Origin of the sequence: Pseudanabaena sp. BC1403, from assembly GCF_002914585.1 — a bacterium.
Classification (GTDB): Bacteria; Cyanobacteriota; Cyanobacteriia; order Pseudanabaenales; family Pseudanabaenaceae; genus Pseudanabaena.
Map to the genome: position 1 here is coordinate 1 of NZ_PDDM01000037.1, position 20,717 is coordinate 20,717.

The following is a 20,717-nucleotide window of genomic DNA, read 5'->3' on the forward strand; positions in this document are numbered from 1 at the left end:
GAAATTTTGGGCAAGGTTAAAACATCATGTCAGTAAGATTATAGGAAAATGTGAAAGTTTATGGGATGCCGTACAGCAAGCCTTCTGTCAATTGTCCTAACTATCCCTTTCTTTGCTATAGGTAGGAAGGTTTAATGATTTGGTAGGATGCGTTAGTGCAACGTAACGCATCAGTTAGTTTAAAGATGATGGGTTACGCTATCGCTAACCCATCCTACATTTTCAGCAATCTACTTATTTAACTTGCTTGCTGAGTTTCGAGATGTTGCCAGTATTTGATCTGTCCGTCTTGATGGCAGAGTAAAATTCCGAACCATTCAAGGCGTTCGAGATTTTCGGAAATTGCATTTTTATATCTGCCACCATTTTTAAACTGTGCGGCGATTTGGGCGATCGTCCAAGGGTTGTTGCTGGTGCGGAGTAGGTCGCGTATGGCGGCGAGTTGGTCTTTGGGTTGTTTGGGAAAGGTTTTGACTTCGGCGGGTGCGATCGCAATTTCTTCACTCTCTCCAACACCTTCGATGATGGTTTGGGTGCGGACTTCGTTGGGTGCTTGGTATTCGGGACGCAGCCAGCGTATGTGTCCGTTACGTTCTTCTTCGGCGCGTTGGGCGTTGAGGGTGACTAGGCGATCGAGGATGATTTCGGTGATATCTTTTACCTCCCCCCTTTCAAGGGGGGACTGAGGGGGGTAAATCTCCTCGCTTTGAGGTAAAGAACCCCCTCTAACTCCCCCTTGCGAAGGGGGAGAACTAAGATCTCTACCCCCCAATTGAGAAGAATGAGAACTAAGAATCAAATCTTCCCATCCGTAGGCTTCTAGAACGGCGTTGTCTAGTTCGTCGTGGATTTGTTTGAGGGTGGAGACTAGGGCTTTGTTGTTGTATTCTCTGTCTTTGTCGGTGAAGTCTTCGCCTTTGCGGAGTTTTTCGAGGAGGTTATACATTCCTGTTATCGTGATTTCGGTATGTTGGGCTTGGACTTGTTTGCGATGGCGATCGAGTCTTTCGCCTAGTTGTCGGATTTTTTCTTTTTGTTCTATTGTTGAATCTGGGAAAGGAAAAGGATCGAAGCAAATTGATTTTACATATACAGGTGTTGGTCCAAGTTGTGCGCCACGAGCTAATGCCCAACAGATATGAGTAGAACTTGAAAGAATTCCAAGATGGTAAGCATCGTCAATAGCTATTACTATTAATTTGTGATCTGGGCGAACATCAGATGACACAAAAAAGAAGTTTCTATATTTACTGACTTCTAACGTAACAATATAGCGCTCCAATTTTTGAATTGCGGCTCGCATTTCAGTCTTATCACGACCAAAACGCCACCATTTTTTTCTACTTCCAGAATCTCGGCTTTCGTCTCGTTGAGGCTTTACATACTCAAGCAAATGTTGAAAAGCTAAAGGTGCTTTACGTTGAGCTTGTGACTCATCAAGTGGATAAAAATCTATTACCCAATCAGTTAAGACTCCATTTATCAAGTCTCGTCCTGATAAGAAAGGATGACATACATCTGGTTCGATTTGGTTGCGTTTAGATTCATCAACAAGAAATCCTTTGCCAAAAAGAACTAACCCAACCGAGCAAATAGAAGCGTTAGCCTGTAAAGACTTCGCTTGATCAAGTTTTGCACCTCCACGAAGATTTGAATGTATAAACCCAACATTCTGATATTCAAAAGTTAAATTCGCTGTGTCCTCATCCTGTCTCTCCTCACGAATAACTCGAACAAGAGTTGGTTGTTGCCCTTCTCTTTTTCCAACAATAGTCATAGCTATTCTTACAGCCGCACTTCCCTCTGTATCAACCCAAGGATGATCAGGTATTGCCCATAAAATTTCATATTCAGAATCATCTTTAATATTTTCAGAAATAACTTGTCTATTCAATATCTGAGTAATACTATTAGTCGTGATGAAACCGAATCGCTTTAATTTCTTCTGTTTGATTATGTTTATCGCATGAAACCACCAGTACATAACAAAATCTGCACCATCTGGCATCTGTGGATAAGCCTTAAACAAACACTCTAAATATTCATCTCCAAGTGCTGTTCTTCGTCTCGATTTCCCAATAAAAGGAGGATTAGAAACGATGTAATCAGCCTCTTGCCACACCGCAGGACGCGGATTAATGTAGCGATAGATGGGAACCTGATCCGATGGATCAGGCACATCCTCACCCGTCACAGGATGCCTCATCGTCCGCCCACCCCAACGACTCCGCACCTTACCCGACTTCGCATCCACATCAAGCTCCCGCCCATCATAAGCCAACACCGCATCCCGAAACTCGATATTATGAAAATCCTGCAAAATTGGCTCAGGCGGCGGCGTAGTGCCATAGCGCTTAAAATGCCACTGCAAATAACCAATCCAAATCACTAACTCCGCGATCGCCGCCGCCCTTGGATTGATTTCAATACCCAAAAACTGCGAAGGATTCACCTGCTTCCGTCCCGCCAACCGTGGATCGAACTCCTCCAATAAATCCGTAGTAACTTTGCCCAACACATCCAAAAGCCGCATCTGCACCTCCTGCTCCAACGTCTTGATTAAATCCAACGTCACATACAAGAAATTGCCCGAACCGCAAGCAGGATCAAGAATCTGCACCCCTTGCAAACGCTCCAAAAACGCCCGAATCTCTACCGCCGTCTTATCCCTTTGCGCCTTCGTTGGTTCCTCCTGACCATCCTTCAGCACCAAAAGCCGATTAACTTCTGTTTCAACCAAAAGCCACTCCTCCCGCAAAGGTTCCATCACCACAGGACGCACCAACCGCTCCACATACGATCGCGGCGTATAATGCGCCCCCAACCGACTGCGCTCTTTCTTTTCTAGCGCCCGTTCCAACAAAGTCCCAAAAATCGCAGGTTCTACCTCGCGCCAATCCTTTTGCGCCGCCTCATACAACACCTCTAGCTGCTCCCTCGGTAAATCAAAGGCGATCGCATTCGCAAAGAAACTCCCATTAAACTGCGGAATCGCATCAAAATTGAACTTCCCACCCGTATTCATCACCTTCCACAGATCCTCAATCTCCGACTTAAATCGGCTCGGCTCAGGAATCCAACGCTCCTTTAAAGCCCTCGTAAAAATCTCCCCCTGTAACAACCGCACATCCTCCGCAAACATCGTAAAAATGCAGCGCATCAAAAAATTCGCCACCTCCTGCGGCTCCTTGCCCTGCTCCTCTAGCCACTTCGCCAACCTCGCCAAAGTCCCCGCCACCTCTCGCGTCACCCGTGCCCGATACTTCTCAGGATTCAAACTTTGCGGATCGCTAAAAATCGCCACAAAGCGATCGAACACCTTCTCATCCAATAGGCGATCAATCGTAATTACCTCTCTCGCCCCATAGCCGCCATAGTTGCCACTAAAGCTCATCCATAGCTCAAAATGCGAACCAATATCACAAGTCATCAAAAACGGTGGCTTGTTAGTTAAAAACAACGTATAGCTCTGAGCCTGATAGAAAGCCTTCTCCATCATTCTCGAATAGCCATCTGTTCCTCGCCTCGGCGTACTTTGCTTAGTACTATTACTCCCCTGCTTTGCCTCGATTAAAAAATATCCCTCTTTATGGAAATCAATAAAATTGGAAGTTTCTTTCCGATCCTTATGAAAAACCGTAATCTCCTTATCAAAACAAAAAGGATCGCCCTTTACTGTCCCCTTCGGAATCGGACGCGCCACCCCTAACGCCCCACACAAATCATCAAAAAAAGTTTGATAATTAGCCCGCTCATTCCCCTGTGAGCCTTGCCATTTAGCTAAAAAACCCTGAATATTAGTGCGATCGCGATCGTTCATGACAACTACTGAAACTTTCGGATAATTCTAGCATTTTTGAATCCAAATCAAAATGATCGCAATTTTTGGTGATAAATTTAGCGATTCAAATCTTCCACTTGCAAATTAGCAATACTTTCAAAATTGGACAGATTGCATGTTAATGAGAGTTGTACTTTTAGAAATAGCGATCGCTGATTTTGAAAATAATAGGTGATTATGAATATAATAGAGACAATTTTGCCAACATAACGAAATGTAGGAAAGGTGAAAAATGCTTGCAAACTCATTAGATAAAGAATATATATTGAAAGAGTTACGCTTTATAAAGGCAGAATTAAGCGATCGCTATAAAGTCAGCAAAATTGGCATATTTGGCTCAGTTGCAAGAAATGAAGCCAATGAGAATAGCGATATTGATATTGTGGTAGAAATGGAACCTAATATGTTAAAACGCGCTAGTCTTAAAACAGAACTGGAATCAAGATTTGGCAGAAAAGTAGATGTGATTCGATATAGAAATAATATGAACGCTTATTTAAAATCAAGGATCGATGAGGATGCTATTTATGCATGAGCGATCTTTACTTTTGCAATTATTTCTTGAAATTAATGAAGCAATTAGAAGAATTGAGAGACGGTTTATTGGCATTGATAAACCCGATGATTTTACTTGCAACGACGAGGGGCTTGATCGTTTAGACAGTATCAGCATGATGCTGATTGCGATCAGTGAAAATGTTCGCAAAATCGACAAAATTATTGGCAAAGAATTTTTTGATAAATATCCCGACATTAACTGGGCAGATGTCAAAGGAATTAGAAATATATTGGCTCATGCCTACTTCGATATCGATCCTGATGAAGTTTATACAATATGTTCTACTGAGTTAGACCAATTGAAACATGCCTTAGAAAAGATTCGCAGTGAAGTTTTTTCTGAATAAAGTTTGTCTTTTACCTTGCATGACGCGATCGCAATTTTTAGTGATGAATTTAGCGATCGCTACTGCCAGTAGTTAAAGCACAGTCAAATTACAGAGCTATTAATTTTCTTTAGCCAATCTTGTTTTGCGTACAACATGTATGTACATGATATATTTAATTTATTACACCTCAACAAGTGCATGGAATTTGAATGGGATAGCGAAAAAAATAAAGCTAATCTTGCAAAACATGGGATTGATTTTGAATTCGCTAAGGAAATCTTTTCGGGAGTTTGGATTTCAAAACCTGATAATCGAAAGGACTATGGTGAAAACCGCTTTATTGCGATTGGAGTATTAGAAGAATTCGTTCTTCTTGCTGTCTACACCATGAGAGAACAGAAAATACGCATCATCTCCATCAGACGCGCAAATACAGAAGAAAGGGAAATTTACTATGGCTATATCGAGAGAAGAACAACTGAAAATCCTTGGACAGATGCAGGACTCTGACATCGACTACTCAGATGCACCAGCCACTAATACCGAATTCTGGCAAAAAGCTACACTCAACATTCCCCCCGTCAAAGTTCCCGTCACCCTCAGAATCGATCCAAACGTCCTAGCATGGTACAAGCAACAGGTTCCAAGAGGCTACCAAACCTTGATTAACACTGTCCTCAAGAAATATATGACAGAACATCAAACAGAATAGAAAAGTAAAAAGGTAAAAACCTCTAGATACAAGGGATTTTACCTTTGAGCGATCGCGATCGATGATGACAAAATGCGATCGCTATCAAACCTTGAGAAATCTTATATTATGTTAAATATATTACAAGCTATCAGGCGTTACAAAAAATGCAAGTCAGTTATCGATTGAATGCTAATGAACTTGACAACAATTTCCTAGAAAGTTTAAAAGCCGCTTTCCAAAACAAAGAAATCGAGATAGTTGTATATGAAAGTGATGAAACCACTTTTCTGTTGCAAAATCCCGCCAATAGGAAGAGATTACTAACTGCGGTAGAAAACATTCAAAACCGTAGCAATCTTGTAGAACTTAATTGGGATAACATCTCATGAGAAGACGAATCCTCTTTGAAGCAGAAGCCTTTGAGGACTATAACGCATGGGCAAAAATGGATCGCAAAACTTACAACAAAATTGTAGAACTTATCAAAGATATTGAGCGATCGCCTTTTTCAGGTATCGGTAAACCTGAGCCTCTAAAATATGGACTCAGTGGATTTTGGTCAAGACGCATTAGTGATGAACATCGTCTCGTCTATCAAGTCACTGATACAGAGATTCTAATTGCTGCTTGTAAAAGTCATTATGAGTAAATGAGATTATAAATATGCACGAGCGATCGCATACTTCCTTAACTCAACTTTTGTCTTAATCATAATGCGATCGCAGTTTTATCTACAAGGTTCTTGATTTTTTAACTTAGCGATCGGCAATATCGCTAATATAGATTAAGCTATCACTAAAAAAGTTATGCAAAAACTGACATTAGAGCTACCTGAGCCACTTTTTCAACAGTTGACTCGCATTGCCGAGCTAACCGCTCAACCTTTAGAATCGCTAGCCTTACAAAGTATTACAGGTAATTTACCACCCTCGGTTGAGAACTTGCCACTAGAAATGCAAGCTGAGCTATCCAGAATGCAGTTATTAAGTTTTAATCAATTATTAGAAATTGCCCATAGTCAAGTCTCAGAAATACATAGCGATCGTCACCAGTATTTGCTTGAGAAAAACCAACAGTCTGAACTCACAGAAACAGAATATCAAGAACTCCAAGATTTAGGAAGGATAGTCGATCGGATGATGTTGACCAAAGCTCATGCATGGGCAATCTTACGGTGGCGTGGATATCCAATCCCAACCCTAGATGAGTTACCAGTAGGCGCGTAATGTCATCTATTCCAAAGTCTATTCGCCAACAAGTTATCTCTGAAGCTGAGCAGCGCTGTGAATACTGTCTCACCTCTAGTCGGCTAATCGGGATGCCATTAGTTATCGATCATATTCTTCCTAAATCGCTTGGCGGTAGCGATGAACGCGAAAATTTAGCAGCTTCTTGCTATCGCTGTAATGAGTTTAAAGGTGCAAGAATTCAAGGCATTGATCCCGAAACAGATGAATTAACAATGTTCTTTAATCCACGAAAACAATTATGGATAGAACATTTTGCTTGGATAAATGGAGCAACTCAGGTTATTGGTGTCACAGCAGCTGGTAGAGTCACAGTCATAGCTTTACGAATTAATAATGAATATATTGTAGCAACAAGAAGTATTTGGGTTGCGAGAGGCTGGCATCCACCTTATTAGTCGTAATTTTTGAAGAGGCGATCGCTGATTTTGATGATGAGATCGCGATGTCTCTAAAAAAGCATCTCAACCTCGTATTTTATATATATAAAAAATAAAAGAAAATATTCACCAGTCTTTACTTTAGATTACACCCTGTTATTTGGTGATTAATATGCAGTAATTTAATTATGTGCGTTTACTTAAAGTGATATGACCCCAACCCTCCCCACCGAGCAAATCGATCGCATTGTGTGGAATCAACACCACGACCCCTTTACAGTCCTTGGTCCCCATGAAATTGAGCAAGAAGGTAAGTCGGTATGGGTGGTTAGAGCTTATCTACCCGACGCAGAGGCAGTATATGTAGTTAATTCCGAAAAAAATCAAGAATATCCGATGCATTCCGTGCATCATCCTCACTTTTTTGAATGTGTACTCAGTGACGAGCCCCACCTGTTTAATTACCAGTTTAGAGTTAAGTCTGGAGACAGCGATCGGCTAATTCACGATCCTTACTATTTCAGATCTCCTTTACTGACAGAATTTGACGCTCACCTATTTGGTGAAGGTACGCATTACCAGATTTACGAAAAAATGGGCGCACACCCCACCACAATAGACGGCGTGAGTGGAGTTTATTTCGCGGTTTGGGCACCCAATGCTCGTAATGTATCTGTCATCGGCGACTTTAATAGCTGGGATGGACGAAAGAACCAAATGCGTAAAGGCAATACAGGCATTTGGGATCTGTTTATTCCTGAATTAGTAGTTGGTACAGTTTACAAATACGAAATTAAAAGCCCTGAAGGGCATATCTACGAAAAATCCGACCCCTACGGCTATTTTCAGGAAGTGCGTCCTAAAACCGCCTCGATTGTCACCGATCTCAGTACCTACGAATGGAATGATCAAGCATGGCTAGACAAGCGCCGCACTGAAGATCCTCTTAAAAAGCCAATCTCGGTCTATGAAATGCATCTTGGCTCATGGATGCACGCCTCGGCTGCCAATCCTCCTGCTAGTGGATACCAGAGCGTATCAGCCGCTGATCTTAAACCTGGAGCAAGATTTCTCACCTATCGCGAACTCGCCGAAGACTTGATCCCCTACGTCAAGGAGATGGGCTATACCCACATTGAAATGATGCCTGTAGCCGAGCATCCCTTCGATGGCTCATGGGGTTATCAAGTGACGGGCTACTATGCCGCCACATCGCGCTATGGCACACCCCAAGACTTGATGTACTTCATCGATAAGTGTCACCAAAACGATATTGGCATTATTGTTGACTGGGTTCCTGCCCACTTCCCTAAAGATGGACATGGTTTATCCTTCTTTGATGGCACATTTCTCTATGAACCCGCCGATGTCCGCATTGGTGAGCATAAAGAATGGGGAACCAAAATCTTTAACTACAAACGCAGTGAAGTTAAGAATTTCCTGATTGCCAATGTACTGTTCTGGTTTGACAAATATCACATCGATGGAATCCGTGTCGATGCGGTTGCTTCGATGATCTATCGCGATTACAACCGCGAACCAGGTACATGGCTTGCCAACGAGTACGGCGGTCGCGAAAGTCTCGAAGCGATCGAGCTATTCCGCCATTTACATAGCATTCTGTTCACCTATTACCCAGGCGCTTTATCCATTGCGGAAGAGTCCACCTCTTGGCCGATGGTGACATGGCCCGCCTACTCAGGTGGATTAGGCTTCAACCTGAAGTGGAATATGGGCTGGATGCATGACATGCTCGATTATTTCAAACTCGATCCATATTTCCGTGGACATAACAACAATTATCTCACCTTCAGTATTTGGTATGCCTTCAGCGAAAACTTCATGTTGGCGCTCTCGCATGATGAAGTGGTGCATGGCAAGAGTCCGATGATTGGTAAGATGCCTGGAGATGAATGGCAGAAGTTTGCGAACTTGCGTTGTCTCTATGGCTATATGTTTACCCATCCTGGCAAGAAGACCATGTTTATGGGCATGGAATTTGGACAATGGGCAGAATGGAACGTATGGGGTGATCTGGAATGGCATTTGTTGCAATATCCTAGTCACAAGACATTGCAAAAATATGTTGGCGATCTAAACAAACTACTGCGATCGCTACCTGAACTTTATACTCAAGACTTCACCCAAGATGGATTTGAATGGATTGAGTGTAATGACACCAAAAACTCAGTAATCTCTTTCTTGCGTAAAGGTCTAGATGGTGAGTTTGTGTTGGTGGTCTGCAACTTTACGCCTGTTGTCCATCACAACTATCGTGTCGGTGTTCCTGAAAAGGGCTTCTATAAAGAAGTTCTTAATAGTGATGCCCCGATCTACGGTGGTAGCGGTGTCGGCAATCTTGGCGGCAAATATTCCGATGACTACGGCAGTCATGGCAAGCCCTATTCAGTCGATGTGACAGCGCCGCCGTTAAGTGTGGTTGTGCTGAAGTATATAGGCGAAGTCTAATGCCAATTTACAAAAGTGTTGTCACACTTTTGTAAATTGAAACCCAAAACCATAAAAAAGGAGCGCAAAGCGCTCCTTTTTTATTTCACACACCTCGAAAACCGATCGCTGTATCCATTTTTTCGATGTCAGTAGATTTAGTAACCTTTTGCTTCATCTTGCCTTGATGTTGATTGCCAATAAAATTCAAGATAACACCAATGATTAATAAACTTAAACCATAATATTGAGCTAGGGTAGGAACTTGACTCAAAATCACATAAGCCATAAAAATTGAGAGAATCGGATTTAGCGAAGTTGCTAAATTAAGTTCTGTTGGTGTAGCTTTTTTTAAACCTTCAAGCCAACAAAGCCTAGCAATAACAACGATTACCAGTGCATAGAGGAGCATCCATTGCCAAAGTAAAGGAGTAAAAGCATCAGCAAAATGTTCTTTCCCGTACAAAACATTGGCAATTACAAAGAAAATTACGGTTCCCAATAGATTGCGATAAATCGTGAAAATCCCTAAAGGAATAGATTGCAATTGTAGCTTGTTAGTAACTGACGAAATAGCAGTAATAACCGATGCGATCGCTATAAAAATTTCGCCAGTTCCAATTTGGAATCCTGCCATCGTCATCATTGTTCCTAATCCTCCTAAAAGGATAGTAACTACCACACCACCCAAGGAAGCTAAAGAACCTGCAATTGTCCAAACATCGAGCCTGAGTCCCAACAGCCAAACACTCAATATAAGCGTTAAGATTGGCTCAATACGACCAATCAAGACAACATTAGCAATACTTGTATTGCCAATCGCCGTAAATATCAAAGCAGGGGCGATCGCTCCAGTAAAAATACTCGTAATAGTTAAACTAATCCAATCTTTGCGCGTAATTGATTTGAGAATTGCTGGACTCCAGTCACGGTAAAAGAGCGGAATCATTAACCCCAAGCCGCAAATATTGCCAACAAATAGGACGTTGCAGAGGGAGATCGGATTTCTGCCATCGATTAAATTATGTAGCCCAATGTCATTAAGTATCCGCGTAATCGAGTTAGAGGATGCAAAAATCAAAACAGCAATAGCGAGATAAATCGAACTTGGAATACGGTTTAAGATGTTCTGGATATTACTAATTTTCATTACAGCATTTTGCGGTTTAATTGGGCTACAAGATTTTTAAGTTTTCCAAGGCAAACTTAAAAATCTTAGAAACCATTTAAAAGTTGTCTAGATCCCCCCCAGCCCCCCTTAAAAAGGGGGGAGAATTTAATTCTTCCCCCTTTTTAAGGGGGATTGAGGGGGATCTCTTAGGGCTTTTGACCGCAGAAAGTAATTCTTAAATGGTTTCTTACTAAGAAAGATGCAGGACTTGAGTACTAGGATTAGGGAGGCGAAGCGCTACCAATCCTAGCCACTATCTATCGATTAATTGGAACGTAAAATGCTGTGGATTTAGGACAGGTTCTAGTTTTAGAATCACAAGGTTTAAGATATTCTTTTTGCCAAGTATAAGGAATTGAGAGTAAGTCTCTAGAACCAGTCATTCCCTGTCCGATAAAGAGCAGCAAAGCAAAACAGTTAAGAATTATATGGATATTCCGCCAGCGATTTTGTTTATCCTTATAGATATCTTGAGTAATGGCAACCGAAATAATCATTAATATAGCCGCCGCGATGCCATAGTAATAATGGGAAAAGAACCACTCACTGTCACGGCGAAATACTTCTGGCTGTGCCCCTAACACAATTAATCCAACCGATGTTAAAGCTGCAAAAATATTTCGCCAGATTTTGACCTTTGCTTTAAACAGAAATGTGAATGCAGCAGTTGTGGCGATGAAAATAGCTACTACAGAAAAAGCGCGTAAAGAATCTTTGGAGAAGACATCATTTTTGAGAAACTTGGAAAAAATCGGATAAGCCATGCCCAAGAGGGCAACACCTACGACTGAAATGCTCAACCAATTACCGATCGCTACATGCTCAGATCCTACAATTGGGGGAATCTTGCTTTTTTCGCCATCAATGACTTGTAAGCGGCGCTGGCGAACTAGCCAAGCGCGATTTGTGACAATGCCAATCAATGGGAACACCACAATAATTGCGATCGCAGGATGTACTAAAGCAAAAAAGTCTTCCAGTTCCATAGTCTTAATCCACGAATTAATATAGCAATTTTCACATTAATTCTCTTCTTTTCACAAGGGATATTTTCTGAAAGTCCGATATCTCTTGTACAGCAATTTCAGATCAAAAGAACCAAGAATTTTTTTGAAAGTGTTGCTTTGCAACACTTTCAAAAAAATTCTTGGTTCGGGTTTGAGCGCAAAGCGCTGTAAAAATAATTTCTGAAGGCTTAAGAAGCGTTAGCTACTAAGCGATCGCGTGAATTTGCATGATTTACTACATGGGGATAATCATGTTTCCATGTACGTGCATGTAAAAACGTAGGCAGTTCAATTTTGCTAGTGGGAATTATGTCTATAGTCTGAGATTGATGCTGGAAATTCAAGGATTTTATAACATTTTGAGAATCATTTTCCAAGTCAGTCAAAACCTGTAAAGCTAGATGGAGATGTGCTTCTAGATATTTGATGCGATTTTGTAACGCCGCAATAGTGGCTTCCTCAGTACTCATAATATTACCTCCATCAGTTGACCATATACTGATGTTTATCAGTCTAAATCTGTGAAACAGAGTCTAGTCTTTATCACCGTATATCATCATCCTACAAAAGGATGATACTCATATAGCACTGCACCTAAATCAACTAAATTGAATCAGATAAAATCGGCGATCGCTCTCCAAATCAATATAGAAATAATCGAGATATTTAGGAATTTGCGGATGATCGAGACTAGCTAAAACCTTAGCTTCGCGTTCAAATAATGCCACCGCGCCCCAGTACTGAAATGATGCTGTAGCGATCGCACACAACATCGCCAATTTGGTGCAGTTCTTCTATCATTTATGCATTTAGTGAGTTGTATTTTATAATATTGACATTAATGGTATTTCACTTACTTAAATTAGGTTGAATGAACAAATCCTTAGCTAGCTCTGAAAGCAAAGTCTTAATCATTACAGATAGCTATGACGAGCTTGTGCATAAAAACCTTGTACCGTCTAAGGGAACAACTATCGTAGAGCATCGCCAAAATCGCTACCAAATTCAGCAATGTGAATCTGCCTTATTAAAATCTTTAGAAATTTATCTTCAAGAAGCTCCTGACTGCATTTTACTAGATTGGGAGTTGCCAAATCTAGATGGGAAAAAGGTTCTGCAACAATTGATTTCCAAACAAATTCCTGTAGTGATTTTGGTAAGTGAAGCAAACGAGGAATTAGTATCGCTTATAGGGCAAGATTATCAGGATTATCTAGTTAAAGAAACTCTTACCAAGGAATTAATTTTCTCTGCGTTGCGGAACGCGATCGCCCAAGCAGAACAAAAAACAAACCTCATCCACAATTTTTCATCGGCATTGCTGGAGATGCAAAACCGATGTCTAGGCTGTATTGCGATGGGAGATATAATTTGGGAGAAGTTTAACTTACTTTGCCAAATAATTGAGCTAGATATTCCTGATGCCCTATGTTCTATTTTGTTTTTTGATGATCAAGGTAGATTAAATAGCCCTGCGGCTCCGAGCTTACCAGAAAATTTCAATCAAGCCATCAGCGGGCTTTCTATTGATGAAGTACAAACCATCTTTGGTAATAATATTGATGGGAGAACTATCAATATTGGTGATATTGATAATCATCATTGGCAAGAATATCAAGACTTAGCTTTAATGAATGGATTAAGAACTTGTTGGATAACACCGATATTAGCCCGTGATGGGAAGCAAGTGTTAGGTTTTTTTGTTTTATATTATCGGGAATTACTCACGCCTTCTTTAGAAGAAATCAAGGTGATCAAAAACACTGCTTATGCGGTTGGTATTGCGATTGAGCGCGATCGCAGTGAGGCTAATTTGGAGCAACAGTTACAACGAGAGCAACAACTTTATCAGCAACTACAGCAAGAACTGCGCGATCGCAAATGCTCTGAAGAAGCATTACAAAGAAGTGAATCTCATCACCGAGCCTTAATTAGAGCAATTCCAGACTTAATCATGCGGATGAACCGAGCAGGTTTTTTTCTGGAATTTCTCGCCAGTCCTCAGTTTTATGTCATTGCTAGAAATACTGATATGGTAGGACTAGATGTCTTCCAACTTTTCTCTCATGATTTAGCCCAAAGTCGTCTTGAGCATGTTCACAAAGCCTTAGATACTAATTCCATTCAGGTTTACGAACAGAGCTTTGAGGTTGATGGCAGAACTCAAATCGAGGAAGTAAGGATTGTTCCCTATACTGAAGATGAGGTTTTATTACTAGTTCGAGATATTAGCAATTATAAACTTGTAGAAGAGAGACTAAGACAAAGTGAGAAAAGATTTGAACGGATTGCTCTATCTCTTCCAGGGTATATATTTACAGTAATTAAACCTCCAGTAGGTTCCTATTATTTTGAATACATTAGTTCAGGAGTCGAAAAAATCAATGAAGTGACGGTTGAACAGGTTCTACAAGATCCTAAATTACTTGAAATGCAGCTCCATCCCGATGACCGAGCAGGCTTTTTTGCCGCATCTAAGTATAGTACTGAGACGATGACACCTTCTAATCATGAATGGAGAGCTATTACGCCATCAGGTAAGCTCAAATGGCTACGGGTAAGCTCTTTGCCAGAAAAGATTGACAAAGATAGTATTGCGAACGATCGGAGAAAAGGCTCGATTGTTCGTCATGGTATTATTTTGGACATTACCGATCGCAAACTTGCGGAAATACAGTTACAACAGCAGACAGATCGCCAAAGACTCTTAAGCGTAATCTCTCAACATATTCGCGCCTCGCTTAACCTCGAAGAAATCCTCAATACAACGGTTGCCGAAATACACCAAGTCTTGCAATCAGATCGGGTTTTGGTTTATCAGATATATGCTAATGCTACAGGAGCCGTAATAGCAGAATCTAGATCTTCTGAATTTACCTCAATATTAGATAATATCTACTCTGTGGAAATTTTTACAAAAGAGATGTATGACAGTTTCTCTCATGGAGAAATATATGCGTTAGAGGATATTGAGTCTCAATCTTCCGCCTCTTCTTTGATAGAGATTCTCCGAGAAATTCAAGTTAGAGCCATACTTATTGTTCCAATTATTCAGGATCAACAACTTTGGGGGCTGCTGATTGCTCATCAATGCGATCGCCCTCGACAGTGGCAAGAATGGGAAATAGAGCTTTTACAACAATTATCCAGCCAATTTGCGATCGCCATTCAACAAGCCAACCTATTCCAGCAATTACAGATTGAATTACGCGATCGCCAACGCGCTGAACAGCAAATTCGTCAACAAGCAGATCGAGAGTCTTTATTACATGATCTCATGCAGCGAATTCGTAAATCCCTTGATTTGCATATTATTTTTGATACTGCCACATTAGAAATCCGCCAATTTTTGCAAGCTGATCGGGTTGGCATCTTCAAATTTTTGCCAAATTCTAATTTTAATGATGGCGAATTTGTTGCAGAATCTGTGGTTGATGAATTTGATTCAGTTATCACAGCTAAAGTTTATGAGGATCGCTTCGGGGGAGAATATGCCGAATCATATCGTCTCGGTAGATTTCAGGTTGTAAATGATATATACAATGCAGGGCTTACGCCATGTCATATTGATATTTTGTCAATATTTCAAATTCGCGCAAACCTAGTCGTTCCCATACTAAATGGTAATGATTTATGGGGACTGCTCTGTATTCATCAATGCTCAGCCCCTCGTCATTGGGAAATAGAGGAAATTAGTTTAGTTCAGCAAATCAGTAATCAACTTGCGTTCGCGATTCAACAAGCTAGCCTTTATCAGCAGGTGCAAGAAGAACTTGCGGACAAAGAAACCCTATACCTCCAATTAGCTAATGAACTGCATCAGAAAAAAGTATTGCTCAAGGAAGTGCATCATCGGGTCAAAAATAACTTGCAAGTGATGTCGAGCCTTCTGAGAATGCAGTTCCGCAAAACCACACCTGAATTAAGAGTCTTGATTGATGGCTATCAAAATCGTATTCAATCTATGGCGCTAATTCATGCCCAACTTCATAACAATGAAGATCTTGCTAACATCAACTTCCGAGACTATATTTCTGAATTAATGGCTAATCTATTTAAATGCTATGTCAATCATTCTGAACATATTGAATATAAATTGGATGTCATTAACATTTTCTTACCTCTAGAGCAATCAATTCCTTTAGGTTTAATCATCAATGAGTTAATATCAAACACCTTGAAATATGCATTCCCTCACGGTTCTGGTGAAATCAATATTCAATTAACTCAAACTGCAACCCAATATCATTTAATAGTGTCGGATGATGGTATTGGTCTTCCTCTAGGTCTTGACCTAACAAACACAGAGAGTTTAGGGATGCAGCTAGTCCATAGCTTAACAGATCAACTTGAAGGAAGTCTTCTCTATAATGGCGAGAAGGGAACGAAATTTCAATTACTTTTTCCTGTTGTCTAAAGTTTATTGATGTCACTATATAGCAATCCCTAAAATCTCAGCATGATGTTGGGACGGCATTTTAGGTGCAGATTTTGCAGATATAGTAATGTAAGCTTTGCTTAGGACAAATCAAAACCTAAAAGAGTAATGGCGGCGCTTAGCGCCGCCATTACTCTTTTGGATTTTATGTTCTAAATAAAGTTTACATTACTATAAATATTTTTTTACCCAGAATATCTGCTGAATATAGGTTACAAGGGAGATATTGAGAAACTATAACCATAGTTAGTGTTGCTATACAATTTAGATTCAAAACATAGAAGTATAATTTAAAGGTTTATTTGTAAGCAGCGGCTTACAAAAGAGGTCAAAATATTGAGTGTCCAAGTAGTAATAGTTGAAGATGAAAGACTGGTTGCGCAAGATATCTCTCACATACTTCGAGATGAAGGTTATATTATCTGTGCGATCGCATCTGATGGCGAAACAGCGATCGAAAAAATCTTAGAATTTTCTCCCGATTTAGTCTTGCTAGATATTCGGATCAAAGGAAGAATAGATGGGATAGATGTTGCTAAGTTTACGCAATCTTTCTGTGATATTCCTATCGTTTATCTCTCAGCTTTCTCTGATGCAGAGACCTTAAAACGTGCTCAGCTTACTAATCCGATGGGATATGTGGTTAAGCCATTTCTAAGTGCGCAGCTCCTTGCGACTATTAAAATAGCCTTGACAACCTATAGCTCTAAACAAAAGGAAAATCAAGAATCACGGATCAAAAACATGTTTCTCTCGATTATTAGAGATGAACTCCGTAATCCCCTTAATGTGATTTTAGGCTTCTCAGAATGTTTAAAGGAAGAGATCCTTGGCTCGGTTAATATTGAGCAAGTAGAGGCTTTACAAGTTATTAATAGTAGTGGCAATCATTTATTAAGACTGATTAATAATATCATCGATTTATCAATGCTAGAGGCTGGGCGGTTTGAATTACAGCTTGGAATGATGAATATCTCTTCAATTTGTTATATTGTTCTAGAACAGATTCAAAAGGATGCTGTGAAAAAGCGGATTAAGCTGGAATCAAAAATTCAAGATGAGCTACCTTTGATGCTGTTAGATGAACGACGTATTTTTAAGGCTTTGGTTAATTTGCTTGGAAACGCGATAAAATTTACTCCAGAAAATGGGCATGTCACTTTGGAAGTGACGCATGAACATCAAATTGAGCAGAAGTCTTTGATTAGGATTGCCATTAAGGATACAGGTATCGGGATCTCTCCAGACAAACTTGATCGATTATTTCAACCATTCGGTCAAACTGATACTAGCCTTAATCGTAAATATAATGGGCTGGGGCTAGGTTTAGCTTTTGTCAAACGGATTGTTGAATTGCATAGTGGCAAAATAGAAGTAACTAGTGAATTAGGTGTGGGGAGTTGCTTTACTGTGTATTTACCCTGTGGTCAAGTGTAACCACTTAATGAAGGTGCTTAAATGATATTTGCGGTTGATGTTGATTATCGAGATGGGAAAGCTGTAGCAGCAGGAATTGCCTTTAATGATTGGGAAGATCATGCCCCTGACAGCACATTCATCACTGAAGTCGATCAAGTTGAAGAATATCAACCAGGGGAGTTTTATAAACGCGAGATGCCAATTATTTTGCTGCTTTTAGAAAAACTCCCCCAACTCCCTAAGATCATTGTGATTGATGGTTATGTCTATCTCGATCGCTATCAAAAGGCTGGGTTAGGTTATCACCTATACAATGCACTGAATACACAAGTTGCTGTAATTGGCGTAGCAAAAAGTCGCTACAAAGATATCCCCACTGAATCGGAGGTGTATAGGAATGATAGTAATCGTCCACTATATGTAACTGCGATCGGTGTTGAGGAATCTGAAGCAAGAGATTTTATAAAAAAAATGCATGGTAATCATCGATTACCAACAATGTTAAAAGCTGTAGATAGACTTTGCCGAGATTCTCTATTAATCCCAAACCCAACCCCGTAAGGTTGCGCCCCGCAGGGGCGCAACCTTACGGGGTTGGGAATTTTTCTGCACAGGTACTTATAGATAAAATGACAGCATATGGATACAGTATTATTCGATCTTGATGGAACTTTAACCGATCCCAAAATTGGGATTACAACTTGTATTCAATATGCTCTCAACCAACTTGACTACGATGCACCAGAAACCGATCAACTCCTTTGGTGCATTGGACCACCATTGACAGTCAGTTTGGCAAAACTACTACAAACTACCGATCAAATAATGATCGATCGCGCCATTACCCTTTATCGCGATCGCTTTGCCACAGTTGGTCTATTTGAGAATGTGCTGTATCCACAAATTCCTGAAACTCTAAAACTCATTCGCACCGCAGGTTATCAAACCTACATTGCCACGTCAAAACCCCATGTGTTTGCCAAGCGGATTATTGATCATTTTGAACTGACTTCTCTATTTGATGGTATTTATGGTAGTGAGCTAGATGGAACGCATAGTGACAAAGGAGAACTAATTCGCCATATTCTTCTCGCTGAAAATTTGAGCCCTACCAAAACAGTGATGGTGGGCGATCGCTCCCATGATGCGATCGGGGCTAAAAAGAACCAACTATTAGCGATCGGTGTTACATATGGTTATGGCACTGAGGAGGAGCTGCGAACTCATGGGGTAGATTTGATTGCTAACTCTCCTATGGAGATTACCAAATATTTATAGCATTAAGGAACTCAGGACAATATAAACCCCAAAAATCTGTACCGCCCGCTACGCGGGCGGTACAGATTTTTGGGGTTTATATTTAATTTTGCTTAGCTATTTAGCAGCAAAGCCCAAACACAGTCATGCTAACAAAGAAGTGAATAGCGCCTCTATTCACTTCTTGGGTTTATAGCAAAAGCTATATTTCGCTATATTTTATAGATGATATGCGATGATTTATAGCGTTATCGCATTTATTCTGAGGTTGTCCTATGCCCAAAGCGATCGCCGAAGCGGATACTTTTCTCAAGAAAAAGCTGCTTGGCTCTACAGATTTAGCCGATTCCGAGAAAATTCTCGTCAAAAAGGGGCAAGAATTTTTTGTTACTGAATATAGCCCTGATCGTAATCAACATCTTTTGCTAACCCTTGCCTCACCCTTTCCTGCTATGGATGGCAAATCTAAATTGCAGAAGGTCTATGCATATGATCCTCACATCAAGATTGAAGGAGAAGATCTCAATCAGTTAATCAAGTTACCAGTCAAATATTGCTCACAACTAGACAATGATCAGGCGATATTCGGCGCTGGTTGGCGACAATGTAATACGACTAGTAATACGATGCTAGCCGATTTTGTACTGAATGGAGCTTTAACCACAATGGCTAAAGCACAGGGGTTTCCAGAGCCAGAGTCAGTCTATATGCGACTGGTAGGTAAGTATGGTGATACTACCGATCATGATGCGCAAACATGGGCTTTGAAGGAACTTGGCATTAACTCTTACTTTAGCTATTCCCTTTCCGCCAAAGACGTATTACTATCGCTCAAGGCGAATATCCCTGTAGTGGTGGGATTTGCCTACAAAGGCAGTGGTCATATTTGCGTGATTGTCGGACATGATCCTGTCAAAAAAGTCTGGCTAGTTCATGATCCTTACGGTACTCGTCATGGTGCTAGTGACAGCTATGATGTGGGCGTTGGCGGCGCTTATGATCCCTATAGCTATGCAGTAATGCAGCAAATTTTTTGGGATGGTGGCGGTGAAGCTGGCTGGGGCAGAATTGTCACCAGCATTAAGGGCAAGCCCACAGGTTTACCTTCGGGACTATAAACTCATCAAAAAATTACAGCTCTTTACGGTCAACCCCAAAACGATAAATTTTTTAAAAACGTTGCTTTGCAACGTTTTTAAAAAATTTATTCTGTTTCTTTTGATCGCAAACTGTTGAAATATTTTGCCTTGCTTTATAGGGTGCAATATGACAAAAAGATTTAATTGAGGTATTTAAGTTAGCGTGAGTATTTTAGAACCGAAGCAATTAGTTGAATCACTAGGTTTTTGGGGTGGGCATCTGGCAATTTGGTCAATTATCTTTGCCGAATCAGGTCTATTTGTCGGTTTCTTTTTGCCAGGAGATTCACTTCTATTTGCCGCAGGCTTTTTGGCTTCGCAAGGTTTCCTCAATATCTTTGCGCTGATGGCTGGATGCTTTATTTGTGCGGTAGTTGGTGATAACGTTGGTTATGCTACTGGTAAGCGCTTTGGGCATAAATTATTCTCTAAAGAAGATTCTCTGTTTTTTCATAAGAATCATATTGTCAAAGCCCAAAAGTTTTATGACAAGCATGGCAAAAAAACAATTGTTCTAGCGCGTTTTATGCCTGTAGTCCGCACCTTTGCGCCAATCGTGGCAGGCATCGGCAAGATGGACTATGCCACCTTCTTTAAGTTCAATCTACTGGGGGGATTAGTCTGGACATTTGGTCTATGTACATTAGGATTTTTACTTGGCAAGAGTATTCCCGATGTTGATAAATATTTGCTTCCAATTACCTTGGCGATCGTCGTTATTTCAGTTATTCCTTCCCTTTTACATTTACTGCCAGAACGCAAAAAATAAGTAGAAGTGTCGTTTTTCAA

General features: G+C 40.5%; 20 protein-coding genes. 15 read left to right on the forward strand and 5 right to left on the reverse strand.

The window, feature by feature from the left end; all coding sequences use genetic code 11:
* Positions 1–238: 238 nt before the first annotated feature.
* On the reverse strand, positions 239–3,820 hold the full coding sequence (locus tag CQ839_RS22415; RefSeq protein ID WP_103670525.1) for a DNA methyltransferase: 3,582 nt from the start codon (positions 3,818–3,820) through the stop codon (positions 239–241).
* A gap of 253 nt (positions 3,821–4,073) precedes the next feature.
* Between CQ839_RS22415 and CQ839_RS22420 the strand changes: the two genes are divergently transcribed.
* The 9 genes from CQ839_RS22420 (at position 4,074) to glgB (ending at position 9,518) form a co-directional block, all read left to right on the forward strand.
* The gene (locus CQ839_RS22420) at positions 4,074–4,376 is read left to right on the forward strand and encodes a nucleotidyltransferase family protein (RefSeq protein WP_103670526.1); all 303 of its coding nucleotides are present in this window, start codon (positions 4,074–4,076) and stop codon (positions 4,374–4,376) included.
* On the forward strand, positions 4,369–4,746 hold the full coding sequence (locus tag CQ839_RS22425) for a DUF86 domain-containing protein (protein WP_103670527.1): 378 nt from the start codon (positions 4,369–4,371) through the stop codon (positions 4,744–4,746). The genes CQ839_RS22420 and CQ839_RS22425 overlap by 8 nt, the downstream gene beginning before the upstream one ends.
* Positions 4,747–4,926: 180 nt before the next feature.
* Complete coding sequence (locus CQ839_RS22430) at positions 4,927–5,238, forward strand: BrnT family toxin (RefSeq protein WP_103670528.1); 312 nt, start codon at positions 4,927–4,929, stop codon at positions 5,236–5,238.
* A complete protein-coding gene (locus tag CQ839_RS22435; RefSeq protein WP_258040841.1) occupies positions 5,225–5,440 on the forward strand; it encodes a BrnA antitoxin family protein in 216 nt (71 codons plus the stop codon). The genes CQ839_RS22430 and CQ839_RS22435 overlap by 14 nt, the downstream gene beginning before the upstream one ends.
* A 146-nt stretch (positions 5,441–5,586) precedes the next feature.
* Complete coding sequence (locus tag CQ839_RS22440) at positions 5,587–5,811, forward strand: hypothetical protein (protein WP_103670530.1); 225 nt, start codon at positions 5,587–5,589, stop codon at positions 5,809–5,811.
* Positions 5,808–6,071 carry a Txe/YoeB family addiction module toxin gene (locus CQ839_RS22445; RefSeq protein ID WP_103670531.1) on the forward strand — a complete coding sequence of 88 codons (264 nt, stop codon included), beginning with the start codon at positions 5,808–5,810 and terminating at the stop codon, positions 6,069–6,071. The genes CQ839_RS22440 and CQ839_RS22445 overlap by 4 nt, the downstream gene beginning before the upstream one ends.
* A 157-nt stretch (positions 6,072–6,228) precedes the next feature.
* Entirely contained in the window at positions 6,229–6,648 is a 420-nt protein-coding gene (locus CQ839_RS22450; RefSeq protein ID WP_103670532.1) for a hypothetical protein, read from the forward strand.
* Complete coding sequence (locus CQ839_RS22455) at positions 6,648–7,067, forward strand: HNH endonuclease (RefSeq protein ID WP_103670533.1); 420 nt, start codon at positions 6,648–6,650, stop codon at positions 7,065–7,067. The genes CQ839_RS22450 and CQ839_RS22455 overlap by 1 nt, the downstream gene beginning before the upstream one ends.
* Positions 7,068–7,259: 192 nt before the next feature.
* Positions 7,260–9,518, forward strand: a complete 2,259-nt coding sequence (glgB, locus tag CQ839_RS22460) for a 1,4-alpha-glucan branching protein GlgB (protein ID WP_103670534.1) — start codon at positions 7,260–7,262, stop codon at positions 9,516–9,518.
* Between the two features lie 85 nt (positions 9,519–9,603).
* Here glgB and CQ839_RS22465 read toward each other — a convergent pair whose 3' ends face one another.
* From CQ839_RS22465 to CQ839_RS25305, 4 genes are all read right to left on the reverse strand, one after another.
* Positions 9,604–10,647 carry a DMT family transporter gene (locus CQ839_RS22465; RefSeq protein WP_103670535.1) on the reverse strand — a complete coding sequence of 348 codons (1,044 nt, stop codon included), beginning with the start codon at positions 10,645–10,647 and terminating at the stop codon, positions 9,604–9,606.
* Positions 10,648–10,925: 278 nt separating this feature from the next.
* Complete coding sequence (locus tag CQ839_RS22470) at positions 10,926–11,654, reverse strand: DUF4079 domain-containing protein (protein WP_103670536.1); 729 nt, start codon at positions 11,652–11,654, stop codon at positions 10,926–10,928.
* Positions 11,655–11,863: 209 nt separating this feature from the next.
* Positions 11,864–12,145: a hypothetical protein gene (locus CQ839_RS22475; RefSeq protein ID WP_103670537.1), complete on the reverse strand. Its 282-nt coding sequence runs from the start codon at positions 12,143–12,145 to the stop codon at positions 11,864–11,866.
* A 129-nt stretch (positions 12,146–12,274) separates the two neighbouring features.
* Complete coding sequence (locus tag CQ839_RS25305) at positions 12,275–12,454, reverse strand: hypothetical protein (protein WP_181016298.1); 180 nt, start codon at positions 12,452–12,454, stop codon at positions 12,275–12,277.
* A gap of 92 nt (positions 12,455–12,546) precedes the next feature.
* On the opposite strand from CQ839_RS25305, the gene CQ839_RS22480 reads away from it, so the two are divergent.
* The 6 genes from CQ839_RS22480 (at position 12,547) to CQ839_RS22505 (ending at position 20,697) form a co-directional block, all read left to right on the forward strand.
* Positions 12,547–16,092 (forward strand): GAF domain-containing protein, encoded by a 3,546-nt coding sequence (locus CQ839_RS22480; protein WP_103670538.1) that lies wholly within the window; start codon positions 12,547–12,549, stop codon positions 16,090–16,092.
* A 357-nt stretch (positions 16,093–16,449) separates the two neighbouring features.
* Positions 16,450–17,550 carry an ATP-binding protein gene (locus CQ839_RS22485; protein ID WP_103670539.1) on the forward strand — a complete coding sequence of 367 codons (1,101 nt, stop codon included), beginning with the start codon at positions 16,450–16,452 and terminating at the stop codon, positions 17,548–17,550.
* Between the two features lie 21 nt (positions 17,551–17,571).
* Positions 17,572–18,093, forward strand: coding sequence for an endonuclease V (locus CQ839_RS22490; protein ID WP_103670540.1), 522 nt, complete (start codon positions 17,572–17,574; stop codon positions 18,091–18,093).
* Positions 18,094–18,171: 78 nt separating this feature from the next.
* A complete protein-coding gene (locus CQ839_RS22495; protein ID WP_103670541.1) occupies positions 18,172–18,810 on the forward strand; it encodes an HAD family hydrolase in 639 nt (212 codons plus the stop codon).
* Between the two features lie 254 nt (positions 18,811–19,064).
* A complete protein-coding gene (locus CQ839_RS22500) occupies positions 19,065–19,907 on the forward strand; it encodes a C39 family peptidase (RefSeq protein ID WP_103670542.1) in 843 nt (280 codons plus the stop codon).
* Between the two features lie 184 nt (positions 19,908–20,091).
* Positions 20,092–20,697, forward strand: coding sequence for a DedA family protein (locus tag CQ839_RS22505; RefSeq protein WP_103670543.1), 606 nt, complete (start codon positions 20,092–20,094; stop codon positions 20,695–20,697).
* Positions 20,698–20,717 lie beyond the last annotated feature (20 nt).

Coding starts and splice junctions, on each gene's coding strand:
- CQ839_RS22415 (WP_103670525.1), bottom strand. CDS start 3,820: ATGAACGATCGCGATCGCACTAATATTCAGGGTTTTTTAGCTAAATGG.
- CQ839_RS22420 (WP_103670526.1), top strand. CDS start 4,074: ATGCTTGCAAACTCATTAGATAAAGAATATATATTGAAAGAGTTACGC.
- CQ839_RS22425 (WP_103670527.1), top strand. CDS start 4,369: ATGCATGAGCGATCTTTACTTTTGCAATTATTTCTTGAAATTAATGAA.
- CQ839_RS22430 (WP_103670528.1), top strand. CDS start 4,927: ATGGAATTTGAATGGGATAGCGAAAAAAATAAAGCTAATCTTGCAAAA.
- CQ839_RS22435 (WP_258040841.1), top strand. CDS start 5,225: ATGCAGGACTCTGACATCGACTACTCAGATGCACCAGCCACTAATACC.
- CQ839_RS22440 (WP_103670530.1), top strand. CDS start 5,587: ATGCAAGTCAGTTATCGATTGAATGCTAATGAACTTGACAACAATTTC.
- CQ839_RS22445 (WP_103670531.1), top strand. CDS start 5,808: ATGAGAAGACGAATCCTCTTTGAAGCAGAAGCCTTTGAGGACTATAAC.
- CQ839_RS22450 (WP_103670532.1), top strand. CDS start 6,229: ATGCAAAAACTGACATTAGAGCTACCTGAGCCACTTTTTCAACAGTTG.
- CQ839_RS22455 (WP_103670533.1), top strand. CDS start 6,648: ATGTCATCTATTCCAAAGTCTATTCGCCAACAAGTTATCTCTGAAGCT.
- glgB (WP_103670534.1), top strand. CDS start 7,260: ATGACCCCAACCCTCCCCACCGAGCAAATCGATCGCATTGTGTGGAAT.
- CQ839_RS22465 (WP_103670535.1), bottom strand. CDS start 10,647: ATGAAAATTAGTAATATCCAGAACATCTTAAACCGTATTCCAAGTTCG.
- CQ839_RS22470 (WP_103670536.1), bottom strand. CDS start 11,654: ATGGAACTGGAAGACTTTTTTGCTTTAGTACATCCTGCGATCGCAATT.
- CQ839_RS22475 (WP_103670537.1), bottom strand. CDS start 12,145: ATGAGTACTGAGGAAGCCACTATTGCGGCGTTACAAAATCGCATCAAA.
- CQ839_RS22480 (WP_103670538.1), top strand. CDS start 12,547: ATGAACAAATCCTTAGCTAGCTCTGAAAGCAAAGTCTTAATCATTACA.
- CQ839_RS22490 (WP_103670540.1), top strand. CDS start 17,572: ATGATATTTGCGGTTGATGTTGATTATCGAGATGGGAAAGCTGTAGCA.
- CQ839_RS22495 (WP_103670541.1), top strand. CDS start 18,172: ATGGATACAGTATTATTCGATCTTGATGGAACTTTAACCGATCCCAAA.
- CQ839_RS22500 (WP_103670542.1), top strand. CDS start 19,065: ATGCCCAAAGCGATCGCCGAAGCGGATACTTTTCTCAAGAAAAAGCTG.